Origin of the sequence: Mesorhizobium sp. M0621 (assembly GCF_040320745.1) — a bacterium.
GTDB lineage: Bacteria > Pseudomonadota > Alphaproteobacteria > Rhizobiales > Rhizobiaceae > Mesorhizobium.
This window is the reverse complement of sequence record NZ_JAMYQF010000059.1, coordinates 12,094-33,747: the sequence shown is the minus strand read 5'-3', so window position 1 is coordinate 33,747 and position 21,654 is coordinate 12,094. Positions and strand designations below refer to the sequence as shown.

Genomic DNA, 21,654 nt, shown 5'->3' with positions numbered 1-21,654 from the left:
AACTTAGTGGATTGTCCTTAAAAAATCCAACGCCGTAGCAACAGCTACCCCGCCAATGCTTCGGAGAATTCCACCGCTTTGCCCTGGCTCGGCGTGGTAATCTCCCCTTCCCACATCACACGCAGGCCGCGAATGACGGTGCCGACAGGCCAGCCGGTCACTTCCCTGCCGTCGTAAGGCGTCCAGCCGGCTTTCGAGCCGGCCTGCGCGTTGGTGATGGTTTCGTGCCGCTTCATGTCGACAATGGTGAAGTCGGCGTCGTAGCCGGCGGCGATGCGACCCTTTCTCGCCATGCCGAAGATGCGTTGCGGGCCGTGGCTGGACAGGTCGACAAAGCGCTGCAGCGTCAGCCGGCCGGCATTGACGTGGTCGAGCATGATCGGCACCAGCGTCTGCACGCCGGTCATGCCCGACGGCGAGGCCGGATAAGGCTTGGCCTTCTCGGCCAGCGTGTGCGGCGCGTGGTCGGAGCCGAGCACATCGACGATGCCTTGCGCGATGCCGTGCCAGACGCCATCGCGATGGCGCGCGGCGCGCACCGGCGGGTTCATCTGGATCAGCGTACCGAGCCGCGCATAGTCGTCGGCGCTCAGCGTCAAATGATTCGGTGTCGCTTCGCAGGTCGCGACATCCTTGTGCTGTTCGAGGAACAGGATCTCCTCGGCGGTCGAGATGTGCAGGACATGGATGCGGGCGCGCGCTTGCCGAGCGATGCGCACAAGCCGTTCGGTGCAGCGCAAGGCTGCGATCTCGTCGCGCCAGACCGGGTGCGATGATGGGTCGCCCTCGATGCGTTCGCCAAGACGCTCTCGCAGTCGGAACTCGTCCTCGGAATGGAAGGCGGCACGGCGGCGTGTGTTTCTAAGGATCGACGCCACGCCTTCGTCGTCCTCGACCAGCAGATCGCCAGTGGACGAGCCCATGAAAACCTTGATCCCGGCCGCGCCCGGCAGCCGCTCAAGCTCGCCAACATCTTTCGCATTCTCACGAGTGCCACCAACCCAGAAGGCGAAATCGCAGTGCATGCGACCGTTGCCGCGCCGCACCTTGTCGGCAAGGGCTGCCTCGCTGGTGGTCAGCGGATTGGTGTTGGGCATCTCGAACACGGCGGTGACACCGCCCAGCACCGCCGCGCGCGAACCGGTCTCCAGATCTTCCTTGTGCTCCAGTCCCGGCTCACGAAAATGCACCTGGCTGTCGATGACACCCGGCAGGATATGCAGGCCGCGGCAGTCGATCGTCTCGCCGGCCGAGGCCTGGCGGAGATCGCCGATGGCGGCGATGCGCCCGTCCTTCACGCCGATGTCGCGAGCCCCTTCACCGTCATGGTTGACCACGGTGCCGCCTGTCAGGATGAGGTCGTAGATCATGGCCATGCTCTCTTGCGGGGGGAGTGTCAGCGGCTTACGTAAAGGCCGACCGTTTTGCAAGATCAGGCTGCTTTTCCGCCCATGCCCTTTGCCCAGCTCAAAGACCGCGCCCTCATTTCCGTCTCGGGTCCCGACGCCGAGCATTTTTTGCAGAACATCCTGACCACCGATCTCGACGTATTGGCTCCCGGCGAAGCCAAGCCCGGCGCGCTGCTGACGCCGCAAGGCAAGATCCTGTTCGATTTCCTGATCTCGCGTGCCGGCGAGAATGCATTCCGGCTCGAATGCCGTGCCGATATCTCGGACGATTTCATGCGCCGGCTGATGCTCTACAAACTGCGCGCCAAGGTCGAGATTGCCAAGGCGGATCAGGCTCTTGTCACCGTCGCGTGGGGACATGAATCAACGCTCTCACAATCTGAATCAACGGCGGCCGCCGACACGCGCTTTCCGAAGGGCGCCGTCACGCGTTCCTATGGCGAAACAGATGAGCACGGCGACCTTGCCGCGTGGCAGGCCTTCCGCATCGCCGGCGGTATTGCCGAAAGCGGCAGCGACTACCAGCTTGGAGACGCTTTCCCCCATGACGTGCTGCTGGACGAAACCGGCGGCGTCGGCTTCAGGAAGGGCTGCTATGTCGGCCAGGAGGTCGTCTCGCGCATGCAGCATCGCGGCACGGCCAGGCGGCGCGTGCTGATTGCATCGGCCGACGGCCCCCTACCCGCGCCGGGCACCGAGCTAACCGTCGCGGGACGACCGGTTGGCACGCTCGGCTCGAGCGTCGGCATGACCGGTCTGGCCATTGCCCGCATCGACAGGGTCAAGGCGGCACTCGACGCCAGCCAACCGATTATGGCCGGGGACGCCGCCGTTTCACTTGCCATCCCGGCCTGGGCAAAATTCGCCTTCCCGCAGGAAGCCGTCAGCGCGGAGGAGGCCTGATGGCGGCCGACCGCGTCGGCGCGCCGGCACGCGCCTGGCAGCGCATGCTGTCGGGCCGCCGGCTCGACCTGCTCGACCCCTCGCCGCTTGACATCGAGATTTCGGACATCGCGCATGGGCTCGCCCGCGTGGCCCGCTGGAACGGCCAGACCAGCGGCGAACATGCCTTTTCGGTTGCCCAGCACTCGCTGTTGGTCGAGGCGTTGTTCTGCGAACTGGTGCCCGAGGCTTCGGCCGATACCCGGCTGGCGGCACTGCTGCACGACGCCCCCGAATATGTCATCGGCGACATGATCTCGCCGTTCAAATCGGTGATGGGCGGAAGCTACAAGGACTGTGAGTTGCGGTTGCAGCGCGCCATCCATCTGCGTTTCTCGCTGCCGGAACCAACTGCCGCGCTGCGCAAGGAGATCAAGCACGCCGACCAGATCGCCGCCTATTTCGAAGCAACGCTGCTTGCCGGTTTTTCGACCGCCGAGGCGACCGAGTTCTTCGGCCGTCCGCGCGGCTTCAATGCCGACCGCTTCGATTTCACGCCACGCTCGGTAACCTGGGCGCAGAATGCGTTCCTGAAGCGGTTTTCCGCGATCGAGAAGGCGCGGCATCAGGTTTCGGCGGCTGCAATCGGCTAAAAACGCTAAATTAACCGGCGGCGATCAAAGTAGCTCGTTCGATCACGATCCGCAGGCGCGCCTCATGCCCGTCGCTGATGCCAAGGATGGTTCGGCCGTCCCGGAACGGGACGCCGAAGGCATGGATCGCTCCCGCCAAATGGAAAACGAACTGCGCGAACAGAATGAACGCTTTTCGGCCGCGGTCGAGAACATGTCGCATGGGCTGTGCATGTTCGACGCCGACGAGCGGATGATCATCTGTAACGGAAACTACATCAACATCTTCTGTCTCGACGCTAAATTGGTGCGGCCGGGCATCCATTTCATCGACATCCTGCGGCACAGCGTCGATATCGGCATCGCGTCGCAAAGCGCCGACGAACTCTACGCCATCCGCAAGCCCTATATCGACCAGGCGAAACCCTCGACCTATGAGGAGACGTTGTCGGATGGCCGTATCATCAACATCTCGCATCGTCCGCTGGCCTTGGGCGGCTGGGTTTCGATCTACGAAGACATCACCGTACAGCGGCGCGCCGAACAGGATCTCAAGGAGCAGCACCGCCGCTTCGACGCAGCACTTGCCAACATGTCGCAAGGCTTGCTGATGTATGATGCCGACGGCAGGATGATCGTGCGCAATGGGCGTTTTCTAGAACTCTACAACGTCACCGCAGCGGACTTCCCGCTCGGAACGACGCACCGCGACGCGCTCGAACGATTGCTGGAGCTCGGCATCTATACGAAGATCGACGTCGACAGCGAAGTCGCCAAAACCGAAGCCTGCCTGGTGGCGGGAAAAATGCATTCGGCGTATCGGCATCTTACCGACGGCAGGACGGTTCTGGTCACACGCCAGCCGATGAGCGGCGGCGGCTGGGTAGCGACTTTCGACGATGTCACCGAACGCCGCCGCACCGAAGAGCGCATGACGCATCTTGCGCATCATGACACGCTGACCGGGTTGCCCAACCGCCAGATGTTTCGTGAACGGCTCGACCAGGCGCTGGAGGGCGCGGCGGCGCCTCTGGCAATCTTCTCGCTCGACCTCGACCGCTTCAAGGCCATCAACGACACCTGGGGGCATCCAGCCGGCGACTGGCTGCTGAAGAGCGTGGCCGACCGGCTGCAGCGTTGCCTGCGCAGTGAAACAGACATCGTCGCCCGTTTCGGTGGCGACGAATTCGTCATCATCGAGTTCAATCTCAAAAGCATCGCCGATGCCGAGAAACTGGCAAAGCGGATCGTCGAAGCAATCGCAAAACCGTTCCGCTATAAGAACCGCGACATGCATGTCGGTATCAGCCTGGGTATCGCCGTCTTCCCCAGCGACGGCAGGGATGCCGATGCGCTGCTCAAAAACGCCGATACGGCGCTCTACCGGGCGAAGAGCGAAGGGCGCAACCTGTATCGCTTCTTCGAGCCCGGAATGGACGCCATGGTACGGGCACGACGCGCACTTGAGACCGACATCGAGACAGCGCTGCCGCGCCAGGAATTCGATCTCGATTTCCAGCCCATCATGAACATCGCCTCCGGCGAGATCGTCGGCGCGGAGGCCTTGATGCGCTGGCATTCGCCGGAGCGCGGCACGGTGGCGCCGGAGGAGTTCATTCCGATTGCCGAAGAAACCGGACTGATCGTGCCGCTTGGCGAGTGGGCGCTGAGGAGCGCCTGCACGGCGGCGGCAAGCTGGCCGGCCAGCCTTCGCATCGCGGTCAATGTCTCGGCCGTGCAGCTTAAAAACGGCGGCTTTGCTCGCAGCGTCATCTCGGCTCTCGCCTTTTCCGGCGTACCAGCAGGCCGGCTGGAACTGGAAATCACCGAAACCGTGCTGTTGGACGAGAGCAAGGCGGTGTTGAAGACACTGCGACAGTTGCGCGAACTGGGCATCCGGATCGCGCTGGACGATTTCGGCACCGGCTATTCCTCGCTCGGCTACCTCAGGCGTTTTCCTGTCGACAAGATCAAGATCGACCGTTCGTTCATTCGCGACATCGGCAATCGCGACACTGCGGCGATCGTTCGCACCATCATCGGACTGGGCGCCGAGCTTGGCATCACCGTCACCGCGGAGGGTGTCGAGACCGAAGTGCAGCTCGACATCCTGCGCGGCAATGGCTGTGTCGAGGCGCAGGGCTATCTGATCGGCGTGCCGTCGAACGCGGCGGACATTCAGCGTCTTCTGAAATCCCGCGCGTTGCACAGCCAGACCGGTTGAGGTCGGCCATCATCAACGCAGTGTCTCGATGTATTTGCCGTGGAAGCTGACATAGCCCTGCTCGACCACCTTCAAATGCCGCTCGATCAGCGCATGAAACCGCGGCAGTTGATGAAACGGCACGCCGGGGTAGGCATGATGCTCGGCATGGAACGGCATGTTCCACGCCAGCTTGCGGACCAGCCAGTTGGTCAGCGTGGTCCTGGTGTTCTCCAGCATGTTGGCGACGAACGGACAACGACCGTGCTCGGCCAAGAGATAGAGGCGCAGAAACGGCTGTCCCAACAGAGCGGGCAAGATCCAGACATAGAGAAGCACCGAGAGCCGGAAATAAACGGCCAGCAGAATGACCACGGCATAAAAGGCAATCATGGCACGTGCCTCGATGCGCACCTTGTCGTAGCCTTTTGGCGGAACGTAGCTTTCCCGGCCTCGGTCCATCGCGTTGCCATAAAGCGTCTTGAGGTGGCCCCACCACAACGGGATACCGGAGACATGGACGACATATTCCCGCCATGTCTCCGGTTTGGGAAAGGCCAGCTCCGGGTCGTTTTGCGGATCCTGCGTGTATCGATGGTGGGCGAAATGGAAATAGCGAAACCAGTCCGCCGGCAGCGCGATCGCCAGGCTGCACACCCGTGCCACGGCATCGTTCAGCCATTGCGACTGGAAAGCCGTGCGATGGACCGTTTCGTGCAGCAGCGTGAACAGGAACACGATGAGGACGCCTTGCGGCAGCATCAGCAGCGGCCAGAACGGCACCTTGGCTGCGATCAGCGATCCGATCACCCCGATCGCGCCCCAATGAGCGCCGAGTTGGACGAGACCCATAACATCGGACTTGGTGGTCAGGCGGTTGCGCTCTTCCTGCGTCAAGGATGCAATAATGTCGCGATGATCCACGGGCTTCGATCCATGCTGGGATTGACGAAACCCACTGTAGTCAATGAAAAAACTTTCCAAAAACGACGATTTCTGCGATTTAGATAAGCTAAGCTTATCTTTCGGACGGTCATGGTCACACCTCCATCTCTCAAAGGACTTCAGGCCTTCGAGGCTGCTGCTCGTGCTGGCAGCTTTGCCGCGGCGGCGGAAGAGCTTTCAGTATCGGCCGCCGCCGTCAGCCAGCTCATCCGGACCGTCGAGGAGCAGATGGGCCGCAAGCTGTTCCACCGCGTCAACCGGCGCGTCGTCCTCACCGAGGCCGGCGTCGAGATGCTGCCCAGGCTGACCATGGCCTTCCAGGAGATCGGCAGCGTCTCGCGTGAACTGGGCGGCGATGCATTCCGCCCGCGCCTGGTCGTATCGGTACCGCCATCCATGGCCATGGGTTGGCTTTCGCAGCGTCTCGCCGGTTTTGTCGCAAGCCATGGCGCCGTCGACATATCGCTCAGAGGCGACGACGACCCAGTGCCGTTCGACCGTGAGATGATCGACATCAGGCTCACTTATGGCCCGCATTATCGTGAGCACCCGACCGAGGATATCGTCCAGGACGCAGTCTATCCCGTGTGTGCGCGCGGGCTGGCCGACATGATCAGGCCCGACGGCCTCGCCGGCCTGCCGCTCATCCATACTGGCTGGGGACCGACCGGTGCGTTCTTTCCGTCCTGGAACAACTGGTTCGAGGCGGCCGGCATCGAGCCCGGCCGGGCAGCGCAGCGCGGCCTCTCGGCCAACTCGTCGCGCGCGGCACTCGACCTTGCCATTTCGGGATTGGGCGTAGCGCTGGCGCAAGGGATCTACTGTGCCGCGGCGCTGGAGGACGGCCGGCTTGTCAGGCCCGTTGCCCGGGCGCTGGAACTGCGCCGGCCCTATTGCCTGACGATCCCGGAGCGCAGCGCGAGGCGCGATGTCGTGGCGGCGTTTCGCCAGTGGCTGATCGACGAATGCCAGCGCGCGGTCAACTCGCCGGCACTCCGTTGACCTGACTCGAGTTCCACCGGATCCGCCCATTCGATGACCCAACGCTGCGTGACATCAAACTACCGTCCCGGCCGGTCCAGCCGCTCCAGGAACCATTGCGTCAACCGCACCCAGACTTCGTCCTTTTCGCCGGAATCCTCCCAGCCATGATCGAGGTTGGGATTGTCGTTGACCTCGATGACGAAGACGCCGTCCTTGGTTTCCTTGAGGTCGACGCCATAGAGCCCGTCACCGATGCAGCGCGCCGCCTTCACCGCCGTCTCGACGACATGCGCCGGCGTTTCCTTCAGCGTAAAGGTCTTGATGCCGCCCTGGTCGGGCTTGCCGCTGGCCTTGTGATTGACGATCTGCCAGTGCTTCTTGGCCATCAGATAGTGGACGGCAAACAATGGCTGGCCGCCGAGCACGCCGACGCGCCAGTCATACTCGGTCGGGATGAATTTCTGCGCGATCAGAAGATCGGAATCCTCCAGCCATTCGGTGGCAAGCGTCTTCAGTTCCTCGAAATTGGCGCATTTCTTGACGCCGCGCGAGAACGACGAATCCGGGATTTTCAGCACCAGCGGAAAGCCCAGTGTCTGCGCCGCAAGTTCGAGGTCCGAAGTGCCGGCGATCATCACCGTCGGCGGCACCGGTACCTTGTTGTAGGCCATCAGCTCGTTGAGATAGACCTTGTTGGTACAGCGGATCATAGACAGCGGATCGTCGATGACCGGCATGCCTTCCTGCTGGGCGCGGCGGGCGAAACGGTAAGTGTGGTTGGAGATCGAGGTGGTCTCGCGGATGAACAGCGCGTCGTAGTTTGCCAGTTTGGCAAGGTCCCGCTTGGTGATCGGCTCGATTTCGACGCCCATCTTCTCGGCGATCTTGGCCCAGTAACGCAGCGACGATATCTCCGACGGCGGTAATTCCTCGTGCGGATCGACCAGCGTGGCGAAGGTATAGCGTGCCGGCGTCCGGCCTTTGGTGTCGCGCCATTCGCGGTTGGTGTAGGTCTCCAGACACTGGATGAAGCTTTTTTCCTCGTCCTCGGTCATCCGCGCCAGCGGATGGAAGCCGATCTTGCGGATCGAGGCCCATTCGGCGCTGTCCTTGATGTGGACTTCGAGCGCGGGTGCGCGGAACCAGTCGAACAACAGTTTGGCGAAGCGGTCCCAGATTTTCGACGGTCCGATGCCGAAGAAGATGCAGACCTTTTGCGGAAAGGGGCCGCCAAGATCCTTACGGCATTTGTTAAGCGCCAGTTCCAGTTCCGGCAACGCGTGCTCATAGAGCTTGCGCTCCGACAGGTCGATTATCGTCTCGACGGTCGGGATCACCTTGTGCCCGCGCGAGCTTGCCAGCAGCGAGGCATAGTAGCCGCGGCTCTGGTAGCCGTAATTGTTCGACAGGTTGATGACCTTCGGCCGCTGGCCGCGAAACAGCGACGGATGCGCGAGATAATCGCGATTGGTGATGATCTTGTGTGGCGTCGCCACCTGGTCGAGATCGCTCTGCCTGCCTGTAAGAATAACCCAGGTCATTGTTATCAGCGCTTTCCCAGAGTGATGGCGGCGCGCAGTCCGTCGCGGCCGAACTGCGCCATGTTCATGAAGATGCCGTAAGGCACGGGAATGTTGGCGGCATCAAGGATGGTCTCCTGCCTTTCGTCCTCGACCCAAGGATCGTGGATCAGGATATGGTCGCCGTCATCGCCGATCGCCAGCACCCAATGCGGCACCTTCTTGCCGAACATCAGAAAGCCGCTGATCAGCACCAGCACCAGTTTCCCCTGAGCGATCGCGGCCCTGATATCGTCGATGGTGAATGCACGGTAATTCACCGGGATGCCGTAAAGTTCCGCGCGCCGGCGAAAGTCGACCTGGGCCAGTTCCATCACCCGGCGTTTGTCCTCGCTGCGCACCGATTGCAGGAACAGCGCGCCGTAGAAGGAAACGTAGATCTCCGCCGCAAGCCCGCTTTCGTACCCCGAGACAGCGAGACCGAATGGTTCGCAACCACCGGGACCCGACATCATGAAGACGGTCGTCGCCTCACGCCACAGTCGGATTTCCATGATCGGATCCGGCACGAAGCCACGATCGAAATTGGCCATGGCCATCATCAGGCAGCACGGGCCGCAGGTGAATTCGCAGGTCTGCTGATAGAACGGCACCTTGGTGGCGATCGGAATGTCGCCGCGCAGGGTTTTTTCATAGCGAAGTGCCGTCTCGCCATCCTCATAGTAGCCTGGTTCGCGGCCGATCTTGCGATAGCCGGCTTGTTCGTAGATGCGGATCGCGCGGCTGTTGTCCTCGCGCACCTCGAGACGCAGCATCATGCGGTCATGCTCGAAGGCGGCGTCTTCGGCGGATCCGAGCAGCACGCGGCCAACACCCAGCCCACCGAAAAACGGACTGGTAGCGATCGAGTAGAGGCGCGCGACGCCACTGCCCTTGCGAAACAGCACGATCGCATAGCCGGCCAGGCGGCCATCGACTTCGGCGACCAGCGTCTCGGCGGTTTCGCGCTCGATGAACAGGCGGAAGGAGCGACGGGAAATGCGGTCGCTTGAGAAAACAGCTTTCTCGATGGCGGCGAGGTCATCGACGTCAGATGCGCGGGCCGTGCGGATCTCGGCAGGCATGCGGCTTGAGAAAACCTCGATTGGTGGGGAAATGCCCTACTCGAAAACGTTCAAGACATCAGTCGAAAAACTAACGGCACAAAGCGCTATCGCTCTTCGAATAGGGCCGAATTGTGACAGATTCGGCGGCAGCCCGGCGATGCAAAAACGCTTTGAACAAGATCACTAATGAGGACCGGTGTCGCCATCAAAAGCGGCTGTTCAACCGGCCAGGCCGGCCAAAAGCTGGCCATAGGCGCTCTTTGCCACAACGGCCAATTGCTCGCGCGGCAGCGAGCCGACGACGGCGCAGCCATAGCCCTTGTCCAGCCAGTAGACGGCCCTGGGACCGTCCTGCGCCGATGCATAGGTTCCCTTGGCATTTTCCGCCGATTCCGCCGTGACGTAGAGAGATATGCGCTCGCCCTTGTCATCCTCGTAAAGCAGCATGGCGGCCCTGCTCTCGCCGGCCGGAAGCAGCCGGCCGCCGATCAACTGGAAACCGTTCGCGGTCAGGTCCGGCGCCACCAGCTTCAGCCCGACCCGGTTGGACAGCCAGGTTTGCAGATGGTCCTTGTCGCTGGCCGGCACTTCGACCGCATGCCGCTTTTCGGCGGCAAAGATGACATGGGCCGCGATTGCCTGCTCGGCCAGCCGATCCTCCGCCGGATCCTCCTGCCCGATGCCGTCGATGCCGGCAAGGTGATAGCCACCAAGCCCGCCGGCGACCAGAAGCACTGCAGCGGCAGCGGCAAACCACCAGCGCGAGCGTGGCACCGCGACCTTGACCGGCGCCTCGCCGAGCACGACCTTGCGCAACCGCGCAGGCACGGGTTCGTCCAACACGCCTGCGAAGGCGGTCCGCAACGCCGTCCGATCGGCGGTGAAGCGAGCGCTCTTGGCCTTCATCTCGGGATTGGCGTCGAGCCAGGCATCGTAAGCGGCGCGCTCGTCGCTGGGCAACTCGCCATCGAGCGCCATGTGGATGTCACGTTCGGAGAAGTCACGGCGGATCATTTCTCGACGATCCTTATCGCACGGCGCCGCGCTGTGTCGTCCAGCAACCCGCGCAATTCCTCGCGCCCGCGCGCAATGCGCGACATCAGCGTGCCGGCAGGCACGCCCAGAATGTTGGCGGCTTCGGCATAGGAAAAACCTTCGATGGCAACCATGACAAGGGCTGCGCGGCGGTCGGGGCTGATCGCCTGCAACGCGTCGATGATCTCGCGCGAGGCGATGCTCTCCATCTGCTCGGCCGGCTGGGCAACGGCCTCGCCGGCTTCCAACGGCAGCATCGCCGCTTCGCCGCGACGGTTCACCTTGCGCATCTGGTCGATGAACAAATGATGCATGATCGTAAACAGCCACCGCCGGGGGCTTTCCCCTGTCTGCCAATTGTCGAGCCGCACAAGCGCCCGCTCGAGGCAATCCTGGACGAGGTCATCGGCAGCGTCGCCGTCGCGCAAAAGCGAGCGTGCGTAGCGGCGCAGGCGCGGTATTTCGCCAAGGATTGCTGCCTTCTTTTCGTCCATGACCGCTGTTTCTGGGGTCGCCTTGTTGATCTCGATTGAACGCGCCTTCTCGGCGCGGCGCAAGCGGCCAGCGCGAAGCGGTCCGCCGCCCCGGTCACCCAAGCAATGAGATAACGACATGACCGGCTAAATTATTCCCGGCAGAAAACTGAGAGGGTGTCTCGTCTTTCCGCACGATAGACGAAAACGCATCCGGCAGAATTGAAAATCCGCCCGAGAGAGTGTATATTCAAAATCGTATATTCCGTATATTCAATTTAAGATATACGTCTGACCGAGGAAGCCGAGCATGTCTCTTTACATCCGTGATGACGAGGTCGACGCGCTGGCTCGCCAGTTGCAGTCTGCGATCAAGGCGCCGACAAAGACGGAAGCGGTCCGGATTGCCCTCAAGCGCGAGCTTGAACGGACGAACGCCGTCCTTCCATTGAGCGAGCGCATCAAGAAGTTTCAGGACGCTGCAAGCGCACTTGGTCCTCGTGACCCGAACTTCGACATGAAAAAATTCATGGACGAAGGATGGGGAGAACCTGATGTTCCTTGATGCTTCGGCTATCATCGCGATCCTCCTGCAGGAGGCAGATGCGGACAGTCTGCTAGGAAAAGCTGAACGTGCCGACAAGCTCTATTTTTCTCCGAGCTCCGCATTCGAAGCGATCATTGGGATAGCCCGCAGTACATCCCTGGCGGAAAACGGCGACCAAGCCCTGACACCAGCAGTCTTAATCGATCGGTGCCAAACGATCGTTGTAGGCTTCCTGGCCGAGCTTAGAGCTGTAGAGATACCAATAGATGCACGCATCCGCGAACTCGCCATCAAAGCCGCTCGCGACTATGGCCGATATGTGGGCCATCCCGCCAAGCTGAATTTCGGAGATTGCTTCAGTTACGCGTGTGCCAAGGCTCACCGGATACCGCTGCTCTACAAGGGCAACGATTTCTCGCAGACCGACCTGGCTTGAGCCCTACCCGACTTCAGATTTGGTCGCCCGCGTCAGCAGCCGCTGATAGAACAGTCCGATGCCGATCAGCACCGCGCCGAGGCCGATGAAGGACAGCGCCCTGAGCACTCCCTCCAATTCCGACATGTCGAAGATGAAGACTTTCAGCACGGCGATCGCGATCAGCGCGGCGGAGGCGATGCGCAGCACCTGCGACTTTAGCCATACGCCGGCGGTCAGCAGTGCGACGCCGATGATCAGCCAGAGCGCCGAATAGGTGTAGGTCTCCAACTGGCCGAGCCCGCTCCACAAGCCGATGAACTCGCCCTTGAACAGCCGCCTGACCGACAGTGTGGCATAGGCCAGGGCAAGCACGGCCGCCACCACGGCCAGCATCTGCGCATACCATTTCGGCCGCTTGTCCCTGGCATAGAGCGCTAGCCCACCGGCGGCGACCGCCGGCAAGAGATAGGCGAGGAACAACAGGTTGAACACCGGGATCCGGCCTGTTGACTCGTCTGTGAATAAAGGGTTCAGCACCACGAAATGCCGGACAACGATGAAGGCGACCGAGATCACACCGGCGGCCATCGAACCATAGCGCAGCACCGAGCTTGGCGAACGCATATCGATGGCGACCAGGATGGTGCCAGCGCCGATGGCGATCAGCGTGTAGATCGCCTGTTCGGCCAGCGTCATAGCACCCGTGTCGATGACGCCGCCATGCATGGCATGGCGCACCAGCATGGCGAGCGTGAGCAGCGCAAACAGCGCCGCCGCCGCTTCCATGGCGAGGCGCGGCCGGCCATTGCCAGCCATTGGTGGTGTGGGGGTGGTGCGCGCGAGCTGCCAGGCGGCGAAGCCGAAGGCCAGCGCCGGCACACCGTAGCCCGGCAGCAACCAGTTGAACACCGGTGTCGTGGAGAGGAACTTCGCACCGACGACGGTCGGGTCGAAGGCGACGCGGCCAAGCACTGCGATCACCGCGCCGACCGAAATCCAGCCGAGCACCGGATAAGAGCGCCAGCGCGTGGCCAGCGCCGGCACGATGGCCGCCGCACCGAGCAGGATGGTGGTCCAGCCGGAATCGAAAGCCATATGCAGCATCAGGAGACCGGCGACGGCCGCACCGCCCAAGGCAAAAGACACCGCGACGCCGCCCTTGAGCGGCGGTTCTTCGGCCCGTGCGATCCATTCGCCGCCGGCGGCGAAAACGACGACAAGCAGTGCTGCGACGGCGGCGTAGACAAAGTCACGGTCGAGATTGCCGAAGGTGAACCAGAGTGCCAGCAGGATGACCAGCGGGACGATGACGCCCCACGCTGCCCATGAGGCCGCGCGGATCTGCGTCCCGCCGGCGGACCTGCGCGCGGCCCAGAAGCCGGCGCCGATGAAGACCAGGCCAAGTGCGATGCCGATGCGCAATGTCAGCGCATTGGACGTGGCCACGGGCAGTCCATCGACGCCCAGGGCACCGCCCGAAAAATCGGAAGCGATCAACGTTGGCGGGATGATGCCGAGATAGATCAGCACCGTGACCAGTCCGGCTGCATAAAGCAGCGGCAGCGCCAGCCGGCGATAGAGCGCGACGGCCACCATCGCGGCTATCACCACCGCGCCCTGCAAGGCATAGCCGGCGGCGGCGAAGACCGGGTCGACCGACAGGCCCAGCGCCGAGAATGCGACGAACAGCCCAGGCACGATGGACGGCCAATCGAAAACCGTGGCTGGGCTGGCTTCATCGCCACGGCGAGCGAGCCAGACAAAAGCAAGCACGGCGAGCGTGACGGCGTCGATGAACAGGATGGCGGAGAGGTTCGCCCCCGGTGCATCGGTCATGTAGAGGATGGTCCAGGCACCGGTGCCGAAAAAGGCCGCCGCCATCAACGCCTTCCAGTCGCGCATGCGGGCGATGACGCCGGCGGCGGCGAGCACGATCGCGAGATAGCCGAACAGTGCCCAGGGATTGGGCGCCTGCGAGGCGACGAGCACCGGCGTCACCATGGCGCCGACGAGGCCGATGCCGGCCAGCGCCTGACCATGGACAAGGGCGGCTGCGATCGTCGCCACGCCAATGGCGCCCAGCAGCGTGAAGGCGAGTGCCGGGCCAATGAAGCCATAAATGCCATGCGCGGCATAGACTGTGCCGAACAGGATGAAGGCACCAGCCGCGGTCAGAATCGCTGGAATGTAGGCGCCGGCAACGCCTTGCACCGGCACTCTAAAGCCTGTGCGACGGATGAACTCGCCGCCGGCGACCAGCACAAGGCCGAGCACCGCAGCCATGGTCAGCCGCACGCCCGGACCGAAAATGCCGGCCTCGATGGTGTAGCGAATCAGGAACAGGCCGCCCAGCGCCAGGGCGATGCCGCCGACCCAGACCGCCCAGCGGGTGCCAAGCGCGGTTTCGACATCCGACTGGCGCGCGGCTTTCGCCGCTGCGGCGGGTTCCGCTGCCTTCGGCGCCGCCTCGCTTGGCGTCCATGGCCCGGACACGACCTCACCAGTCGAGGCTTCCGCTTCCATAGCCGGCGCCTGTGCGGAGACCGGCTCGCTTATCACGGGCGAGGGAATGTCGGCCGCTGCCACAGCGGCCGGAGCCACATCAGCGGGCGCGCCGTCGGGCGCTGCCTGTTCGGACGGCTTGGCCGCGGGCGGCACGGCGCCGGAAAGAACCAGGCTGCGCAGCGCGCCAAGCTCGCGCTCGATAAGGCCAATGCGGCTTTGCTGACGCGAAATGATGACGAACAAGGCGATGATGGCGACAAGGCCGATCAGGCTTTCAAACATGGCGGTTCCCCCAAACCAGGCCAGTTTTCACTGACGTTCAGTCTCACTGACACTCAAATGCGGCGGCCAAACGGCCGCAAAACTCAACGTGCCGCCAGATTGGCCGCTGGAAAGATCGAGCATGTTTCGGTGCCGAAAGCCAGCAGCTTGCCACCGGCATCCTTCAGCGTTGCTTCCGAGACGGCCAAAGTGCGGCCCTTGTGGACGACTTTGCCCTCGCAGACCACCTCGCCGGTTTTCGGTGTGATGGGCCGCGTCAAATTCACCTTGAACTCCGCCGTCGTGTAGGCCTCACCCCTGACGAGCAGCGTCTGCACGGCGCAGGCCAGTGCCGAATCGAGTAGCGTCGCCGCCCAGCCGCCATGCACGCCGCCCAGCGGGTTGAGGTGGCGCTCATTGGGCACGCCGCGGAACACGGCACGGCCTTCCGACACTTCAGTCAGCGCGAAGCTGAGCTGAAAGGAGATCGGCGGCGCCGGATACTTGCCGTCGATGATGCGCTGCAGCAACTCCAAGCCGCTATATTTCAGGATATCGGCATGCGGAATGGTGCCAAGGCCGAGCGGCGAGACCCGGCCCGGATAAAGTTCGACCTCGCTCATGTGATGATTTCTCTGGCAGCGTCCTCGCCGGCAATGGCCTTGCCGCGCGCGTGGTGCTTGCGCAATGCGGCGAGGAAGCCGGCGCGAGCGTCGGGCGGCTCTATGCCGCGCGGCTCATAGACGTGGCGGGTTAAGAAGAAACCGGTCAGCCGGAAGGCATCGTCGACCGCTGCCGGATCGGCGCGCAGGCCGGAGCCGCGCTGCAGAAAGGCCGGCAAGGCCAGCATCTTGTCGCGCCATGGCAAGCCTGCTTCGCGCGATACCGCGCGACCCGACTTCGGCGAGACATAGGCCAGGTCCTTGCGCGTGCCGGTGGCGGCGCATTGAGTGAGATCGAGACCAAAGCCGAGTTCGTCCAGCACCAGAAGCTCGAATCGCGCCACCAGTTCGCCGGCCGCATCGGCATCGTCGAGATGGGCGATCATCACGGCAAGCGTTTGGTAGAGACCTTCATGCGCGTCGCGCTCGGGCAACAAGCGCAAATGCGCGGCCATGGTCTGCAGTCCATAGACGGCGACGGCGCTGTCCATCAGCCGGGCGGCATTCATCTCGATCGCCTCGGCCTGGAACGTGCCGAGATGCTCGTCAAGCCGCGCCCGCCATAACAGGTCGACGCGATTGCCGGGCTGGAGCACGGGCTGCTGTTTGCGCGAGCGGCCACCACGAACGAGGCCGAGATGACGGCCATGCGCACGCGTCATCACCTCCAGAATGGCGCTGGTTTCGCCATGCTTGCGGGTGCCGAGAATGATTCCCTCGTCGCGCCATTCCATGCCAAGAGCATTTCACCTGTTGGATGGCGAAATCAAGGGTTGGGTTTGGCGCCCGGAAAGCCGACATCTCACATCAGCATACAAAACCACCCGCAGTGATGTGCTGCGGGTGGTCTGGTAAGGTCGGTCGATCCGTTAGAACGAGCGCTGGAAGCGAACGATGCCGCCGACGCCATCCTCGAACTTGTCGTCGAAATTTTTGAAATAATCGACTTCGGCCGTGATCGTGTAGCCGGGGACGATGGTGTAGGCGACGTTCGCGGCAACCGCGAAGTCCTGGAAGTCGGTGTAGGAGACCTGGGCGTTGAGCTGGACCTTCTTGTTGACGGTGTAGGTGCCGCCGCCCCAGACGGCGAAGTTGCCGGTCCATGGCTTGTAGAAGTTGGTCGCCTTGTTATCGTCGGTGCCGTAGCCCACCATGGCGAACAGGGTCAGATCCGAGGTCGCCTTGATGTCGAGGCGAGCCTTGCCAGCCCATTCCTCCCAGTTGCTGTTGTAAGCGCCGACCGCGGTGATCGCACCCCAATCGCCCTTGTACTTCACGCCGCCCACGACATGCGGAACGTAGCTGTCGATGGTGTCAGCGCCCGAACCTTCTTCGAGCGAGGCCACTGCCGAGAAGCCGTTGCCAGCGTCGAAGTAGTAGCTGATCAGATTGGTGTCCTTGAGACCGTAGGGAATGATCGTGTCCTGGACGACGTTGCCGGCATAACCGATAAAGGAGTCATAGGCCGTTTCGTCCTTGCCGACGCGCAACCCGCCAAGCTGGATCCAGGCGAAATGCAGATCGGCAGCCTTGTTGCCGGCCTCGCTGTCGATCGCGAAGCCATCGGCGCCCTTGGCCGTGGTTACGCTACCGAAGTTGAAGCGCGTCTCGGTGTAGGTCTTCAACGTGCCGAGTTCGGTCTCCTGCCCCGTCCAGGTCTTCAGCGTGAAGCGCGCGTTCTTGCTCCAGGTGTCGTTGATGCCGCCATCCTGGGAATCGATGGCTTTGGTGCCGTCCAGCACGCGATTGCCGTCGCCGAAGCTGGCGTCATAGCGGATGTAGCCGCCGATGCGCAGGCAGGTCTCGGTGCCCGGAATGTAGAAGTAGCCAGCGCCGTAGACGTCGCAGATCTTGACGTATTCGGCCGGTTCCGGTTCGGCGACGACGACAGCGTCCGCGGCACGAGCGCCGGACACCGCGATCAGTGCCGCGGCTGAGCCGAGAAGGAGGCTCTTGATATTCATTTGCTGACCTCTCCAGTCATAGTTTTAAAATGGCTTCGGATTTGTGGCTGGCGGCAATGTTTTCCCGCCTCATCCCCACAGTGAAAAAGGCTCGCACCGCTCCCCCTTTTCGGTCGCGAACATACCCATCGGTCTTCCGCCTTCAATGACGATTTTTGAAATAACTCATATTCCGATAACAGAATAATTCTGTGTTGCACAAATAACACTTATGCACGCTGCGAATGGTACAATCGGCACAACGTCATATATTCAATATATACTCGGATTCTTTCGCGGCTAATTATATTTTCAACGCATCACATTTCTGCTATGCGGCCAAAATCCGCAATATCTACCTCGTTTTCGTGGAAATCGAACTGATTTCTGCTGCTGCTCTCCATCGCCAGATGACATTCATCTGAATGATCGCGCTCTGTCGTCGCGATGAAGCGTCGATGGTGCCCGCCAGGCCGGCCGGCATTTTGCCGAGGCGATCGAAACTCCCAAAGCGCTGTCGCGTTGCAGATTGTGACAGCGGCCCAGCGCCTCACTGTGAGTCGGTTGCGCGCCAATCGAGATGGATCGTGCCCGCAACGGCGAGGCCGCCGAACAATATCGGCCGCCCTATGGAGATATCGGATATCTTTCAGAAACCGCTCGGGGGTTTTTGGCCGTATCGCCCCGGCGCCTCAAGCCCGCTGAGCGTGATCGGCAAGCACTTCATCGATTACATGTCGGGATTTTTCAACCTCGACGGGATTCACGTCGATGTGTCCGGCCACCGTGATCAGCGCTTTCCACAGCGTCCAGCCACGACCACGTGCCCACATCGCCTCATCGGCTGGAAGGCCGGCGCGGAACGCTTGCCGGCTTTTGCCTTCGAACAGCGTCCATGCAATCGCCAGATCGCAGGCGGGATCACCGATGCCCGAAGTTCCGAAGTCGATCACCGCGCTCAACCGGCCCTGCCCGACCAGCAGGTTTCCCCAGCTGACGTCACCATGGAACCAGACCGGCTCACCGTGCCATCTCGAGGCAAGCGCTGCTTCCCACACGGCACCGGCGGCATCCGAATCGATCTTGCCGTCGAGGGCGGCGATCGCCTCCCGGGTTTCGCCATCGTAGACGTTGAGCGGTCCGCCGCGAAAGAAGTTGTGCTGTCCCGGCGTCGGTCCGCCGGTGGGATCGATACGCTGCAAGGCAACCAGGAACGCGGCCAAATCCGTCGCGAATTGCGGCAAGCTGGCGATACGCTCCCGCTTTGCCGTCTCGCCTTCGATCCAGCGGTAGACGGACCAATGCCAGGGATAGTTTTCAGCCGGAACTCCCATCGCCAGCGGCACGGGGATCGGCAGCGGCAACAGAGCCGCCAGCCTTGGCAGCCAGCGATGCTCCTTTTCCACTTGCAGGGAATAGGCCGCGGCGCTCGGCAACCGCACGATCATCTCATCGCCAAGATGAAAGGTCCTGTTGTCCCAGCCGCCAAACTCGACCGGCCTGACCGCAAGATCCTTCCATTGGGGAAATTGCGTGGCGATCAATCGGCTGACAAGCGCTGTGTCGATGTTCAGCTTGCTGTCCATGGACCGGGAGCGGATTTGTTGAGCATGGTCTTTTCCGAAAATCGGTTCCGCTTTCGCTGCGCGGACCTTCGGCTTGGGATCCTGCTTTAGCGCGGAAACTCGAGCCCCATCTCGCGGTAGCGCTCTGGGTCGTCGCCCCAGTTCTCGCGCACCTTGACGAACAGGAATAGGTGCACCTTCTGTTCGAGGATGCCGGCTATCTCCATGCGCGCCGCCTGGCCGATGGCGCGGATGGTTTCGCCCTTGTGGCCAAGCACGATCTTCTTCTGGCTGTCGCGCTCGACATAGATGGTCTGGTCGATGCGCACCGAGCCGTCCGGCTTCTCTTCCCATTTCTCGGTTTCGATATGCGAGGAATAGGGCAGTTCCTGATGCAGCCTGAGATAAAGTTTTTCGCGGGTGATCTCGGCGGCCAGCTGGCGCATCGGCAGGTCCGAAATCTGGTCTTCGGGATAGTACCAGGGACCGACGGGTAGCGTTTCAGCGAGATAGTCGAGCACGTCCTTGCAACCGGAACCGGTGAGCGCCGAAACCATGAAGGTGCGCTTGAACGGCACCCTTTCGTTCGCTGCCGCCGACAAGGCCAGCAGCGCCTCGTGCTTGACGCGGTCGACCTTGTTGAGGATCAGCACCATCGGCTGGCGCACATCCTTTAGCCGTTCGAGGATGGCGTCGGCGTCGCCCCTGATGCCGCGCTCGGCATCGATCAGAAGCAGCACGATATCGGCGTCCTTGGCGCCGCCCCAGGCGGTGGTCACCATCGCCGTATCGAGCCGCCGCCTCGGCTTGAAAATGCCAGGCGTGTCGACGAAAACGATCTGCGCATTGTCATGCGTGGCGATGCCGCGCACGATGGCGCGGGTCGTCTGCACCTTGTGAGTGACGATCGACACCTTGGCGCCGACCAACTGGTTGACCAGCGTCGACTTGCCCGCATTGGGCGCGCCGATCAGCGCGACGAAGCCGGAATGCGTGGGGGCAGCTTCCGTTGCCGGTTCTTCGGTGGCGGTCATGCCGCGCTCCCTTCATTAGAGCGCCGCGCGCCCTCCGTTTTTTGGGCCGATGCGGTGGCCCAGACGCCTTCGCGCAAAAGAAATGCCGAAGCCGCCGCTTCTTCGGCGGCCCTGCGCGAGCCGCCGGTGCCGCTTATCGGCGCAAAGCCGCGGACCTGCAAGGAAACCGTGAAGATAGGCTGATGGTCCGGCCCTTCGCGCTTTTCGATTACATATTCGGGGCGCGCATCGCTGGTCTTGGCAATCCATTCCTGCAAATCGGATTTCGGATTGAGCGGCTTTGCCACGACCGTCCGCGAGCGCGGTTCCCAATAACGCAGGACGAACCGCCGCGCGGCGTCGATGCCACCGTCGACGTAAACCGCCGCGATCAGAGCTTCGACCGCATCCGCCAGATAGTTTCCGCCCGAGCCACGCGACCGCATCTTCAAGGCAGCGTCGGCCCGGACCAGATCCTCGAGCTGCATTTCGATGCCGATCTCGGAGCATGTCTTCGCATCGACCAGTGCGTTGAAGCGCGGCGCGATTTCACCCTCGGGCGCGTCAGGGAACTTCTCAAAAAGCATATCGGCGACGACAAGCCCAAGCACGCGATCGCCAAGGAATTCGAGACGCTGGTTGTTGCTTGCCGCCTTGACCGCACTGGAATGCGTCAAGGCGGTTTCGAGCAAGCGGATGTCTTGGAAGACATGGCCGGTCTTGGCCTTGACCAAACCGGCCAGTGTTTCGCCTGTCGGGCGCTTCAAAGCCATCAATTGACGAAGTGGAACAGGCGCGAAGCACGCATCAGCGACGGCCACTTCCAGATTTCGAGCGGGCTCGCCTTGCCGGCGATCGAGAAGAAAACAAGATTGGCGCGGCCAACCAGATTTTCCTCGGGGACGTAGCCGACGGTGAAACGGCTGTCGGCGGAATTGTCCCTGTTGTCGCCCATCATGAAATAGTGGCCAGGCGGCACGTCGAATTCGCGCGTGTTGTCGCCAATCGAGTTCGAATTCAGGTCGAGCGTGTCGTAGCTGACGCCGTTGGGCAAGGTCTCGCGATAGACATCGATAGGTCGCGATTCCTCGGTGATGTCGGGATTATCGATCTGGCCGGTTTTCACACGCGGCACGCCGACGCCGTTGATGAACAACTGGCCGTCCTTGACCTGGATCTTATCGCCCGGCAGGCCGACCACGCGCTTGATGTAGTCGATGGACGGATCAGGCGGGAACTTGAACACCACCACGTCGCCGCGCTTGGGCTCGGAGCCCCAGATGCGGCCCGAAAAAATGTCGGGGCCGAAGGGCAGCGAATAGCGCGAATAGCCGTAGGACCATTTGGTGACGAACAGATAGTCGCCCTCCAGAAGCGTCGGCCGCATCGATCCCGATGGGATCGAAAAGGGTTGGAACAAGAGCGTGCGGATGACCAGGGCGAGCAAAAGCGCCTGGACGATGACGCTGACGGTCTCGCCAAGGCCGCCGGATTTCTTCTCAGTTTTTTCAGCCACGCTCATGTCGTCCTCGATTGTGCGTTGGATGGTAT

20 protein-coding genes are annotated in these 21,654 nt (G+C 62.2%); 6 read left to right on the top strand and 14 right to left on the bottom strand.

Features of this window, described 5'->3' with window-relative positions; translation table 11 throughout:
• Nucleotides 1–44 precede the first annotated feature (44 nt).
• A complete protein-coding gene (locus tag NKI38_RS28290; protein ID WP_352663491.1) occupies nucleotides 45–1,376 on the bottom strand; it encodes a dihydroorotase in 1,332 nt (443 codons plus the stop codon).
• 75 nt (nucleotides 1,377–1,451) lie between these two features.
• Here NKI38_RS28290 and ygfZ point away from each other — a divergent pair, with 75 nt between their 5' ends.
• The 3 genes from ygfZ (at nucleotide 1,452) to NKI38_RS28275 (ending at nucleotide 5,147) form a co-directional block, all read left to right on the top strand.
• Complete coding sequence (gene ygfZ, locus NKI38_RS28285) at nucleotides 1,452–2,312, top strand: CAF17-like 4Fe-4S cluster assembly/insertion protein YgfZ (protein ID WP_352663489.1); 861 nt, start codon at nucleotides 1,452–1,454, stop codon at nucleotides 2,310–2,312.
• Complete coding sequence (locus tag NKI38_RS28280; protein WP_352663487.1) at nucleotides 2,312–2,944, top strand: HD domain-containing protein; 633 nt, start codon at nucleotides 2,312–2,314, stop codon at nucleotides 2,942–2,944. The genes ygfZ and NKI38_RS28280 overlap by 1 nt, the downstream gene beginning before the upstream one ends.
• Before the next feature lie 64 nt (nucleotides 2,945–3,008).
• The gene (locus tag NKI38_RS28275; protein ID WP_352663485.1) at nucleotides 3,009–5,147 is read left to right on the top strand and encodes a putative bifunctional diguanylate cyclase/phosphodiesterase; all 2,139 of its coding nucleotides are present in this window, start codon (nucleotides 3,009–3,011) and stop codon (nucleotides 5,145–5,147) included.
• Nucleotides 5,148–5,159: 12 nt separating this feature from the next.
• Here NKI38_RS28275 and NKI38_RS28270 read toward each other — a convergent pair whose 3' ends face one another.
• Nucleotides 5,160–6,050 (bottom strand): fatty acid desaturase family protein, encoded by an 891-nt coding sequence (locus NKI38_RS28270; protein WP_352663483.1) that lies wholly within the window; start codon nucleotides 6,048–6,050, stop codon nucleotides 5,160–5,162.
• Between the two features lie 111 nt (nucleotides 6,051–6,161).
• On the opposite strand from NKI38_RS28270, the gene NKI38_RS28265 reads away from it, so the two are divergent.
• On the top strand, nucleotides 6,162–7,073 hold the full coding sequence (locus NKI38_RS28265) for a LysR substrate-binding domain-containing protein (RefSeq protein WP_352663481.1): 912 nt from the start codon (nucleotides 6,162–6,164) through the stop codon (nucleotides 7,071–7,073).
• Nucleotides 7,074–7,132: 59 nt separating this feature from the next.
• On the opposite strand, the gene NKI38_RS28260 is transcribed toward NKI38_RS28265, so the two are convergent.
• The 4 genes from NKI38_RS28260 to NKI38_RS28245 form a co-directional block, all read right to left on the bottom strand.
• The gene (locus tag NKI38_RS28260) at nucleotides 7,133–8,596 is read right to left on the bottom strand and encodes a RimK family ATP-grasp domain-containing protein (RefSeq protein WP_352663479.1); all 1,464 of its coding nucleotides are present in this window, start codon (nucleotides 8,594–8,596) and stop codon (nucleotides 7,133–7,135) included.
• A gap of 5 nt (nucleotides 8,597–8,601) precedes the next feature.
• Nucleotides 8,602–9,699: a peptidase C39 family protein gene (locus tag NKI38_RS28255; RefSeq protein ID WP_352663477.1), complete on the bottom strand. Its 1,098-nt coding sequence runs from the start codon at nucleotides 9,697–9,699 to the stop codon at nucleotides 8,602–8,604.
• A 201-nt stretch (nucleotides 9,700–9,900) separates the two neighbouring features.
• Nucleotides 9,901–10,695 carry an anti-sigma factor family protein gene (locus tag NKI38_RS28250; RefSeq protein ID WP_352663475.1) on the bottom strand — a complete coding sequence of 265 codons (795 nt, stop codon included), beginning with the start codon at nucleotides 10,693–10,695 and terminating at the stop codon, nucleotides 9,901–9,903.
• Nucleotides 10,692–11,210, bottom strand: coding sequence for a sigma-70 family RNA polymerase sigma factor (locus NKI38_RS28245; protein WP_352626917.1), 519 nt, complete (start codon nucleotides 11,208–11,210; stop codon nucleotides 10,692–10,694). The genes NKI38_RS28250 and NKI38_RS28245 overlap by 4 nt, the downstream gene beginning before the upstream one ends.
• Before the next feature lie 289 nt (nucleotides 11,211–11,499).
• On the opposite strand from NKI38_RS28245, the gene NKI38_RS28240 reads away from it, so the two are divergent.
• Entirely contained in the window at nucleotides 11,500–11,754 is a 255-nt protein-coding gene (locus NKI38_RS28240; RefSeq protein ID WP_023762078.1) for a type II toxin-antitoxin system VapB family antitoxin, read from the top strand.
• Nucleotides 11,744–12,172 carry a type II toxin-antitoxin system VapC family toxin gene (locus tag NKI38_RS28235; protein ID WP_352663473.1) on the top strand — a complete coding sequence of 143 codons (429 nt, stop codon included), beginning with the start codon at nucleotides 11,744–11,746 and terminating at the stop codon, nucleotides 12,170–12,172. Before NKI38_RS28240 ends, NKI38_RS28235 begins: the two co-directional genes overlap by 11 nt.
• A gap of 3 nt (nucleotides 12,173–12,175) precedes the next feature.
• Here NKI38_RS28235 and NKI38_RS28230 read toward each other — a convergent pair whose 3' ends face one another.
• From NKI38_RS28230 to lepB, 8 genes are all read right to left on the bottom strand, one after another.
• A complete protein-coding gene (locus tag NKI38_RS28230) occupies nucleotides 12,176–14,941 on the bottom strand; it encodes a DUF2339 domain-containing protein (protein WP_352663471.1) in 2,766 nt (921 codons plus the stop codon).
• An 83-nt stretch (nucleotides 14,942–15,024) separates the two neighbouring features.
• Nucleotides 15,025–15,543 carry a PaaI family thioesterase gene (locus tag NKI38_RS28225; protein ID WP_352626914.1) on the bottom strand — a complete coding sequence of 173 codons (519 nt, stop codon included), beginning with the start codon at nucleotides 15,541–15,543 and terminating at the stop codon, nucleotides 15,025–15,027.
• Nucleotides 15,540–16,316 carry a DNA repair protein RecO gene (recO, locus tag NKI38_RS28220; RefSeq protein WP_352663469.1) on the bottom strand — a complete coding sequence of 259 codons (777 nt, stop codon included), beginning with the start codon at nucleotides 16,314–16,316 and terminating at the stop codon, nucleotides 15,540–15,542. Before recO ends, NKI38_RS28225 begins: the two co-directional genes overlap by 4 nt.
• A 135-nt stretch (nucleotides 16,317–16,451) precedes the next feature.
• Nucleotides 16,452–17,546, bottom strand: coding sequence for a porin (locus NKI38_RS28215; protein WP_352663467.1), 1,095 nt, complete (start codon nucleotides 17,544–17,546; stop codon nucleotides 16,452–16,454).
• Between the two features lie 671 nt (nucleotides 17,547–18,217).
• Nucleotides 18,218–19,111 (bottom strand): aminoglycoside phosphotransferase family protein, encoded by an 894-nt coding sequence (locus NKI38_RS28210; protein WP_352663465.1) that lies wholly within the window; start codon nucleotides 19,109–19,111, stop codon nucleotides 18,218–18,220.
• Nucleotides 19,112–19,197: 86 nt separating this feature from the next.
• Nucleotides 19,198–20,124: a GTPase Era gene (era, locus tag NKI38_RS28205; protein WP_352626909.1), complete on the bottom strand. Its 927-nt coding sequence runs from the start codon at nucleotides 20,122–20,124 to the stop codon at nucleotides 19,198–19,200.
• On the bottom strand, nucleotides 20,121–20,876 hold the full coding sequence (gene rnc / locus NKI38_RS28200; RefSeq protein ID WP_352663463.1) for a ribonuclease III: 756 nt from the start codon (nucleotides 20,874–20,876) through the stop codon (nucleotides 20,121–20,123). The genes era and rnc overlap by 4 nt, the downstream gene beginning before the upstream one ends.
• Nucleotides 20,876–21,625, bottom strand: a complete 750-nt coding sequence (gene lepB / locus NKI38_RS28195; protein WP_352626907.1) for a signal peptidase I — start codon at nucleotides 21,623–21,625, stop codon at nucleotides 20,876–20,878. Before lepB ends, rnc begins: the two co-directional genes overlap by 1 nt.
• Nucleotides 21,626–21,654 lie beyond the last annotated feature (29 nt).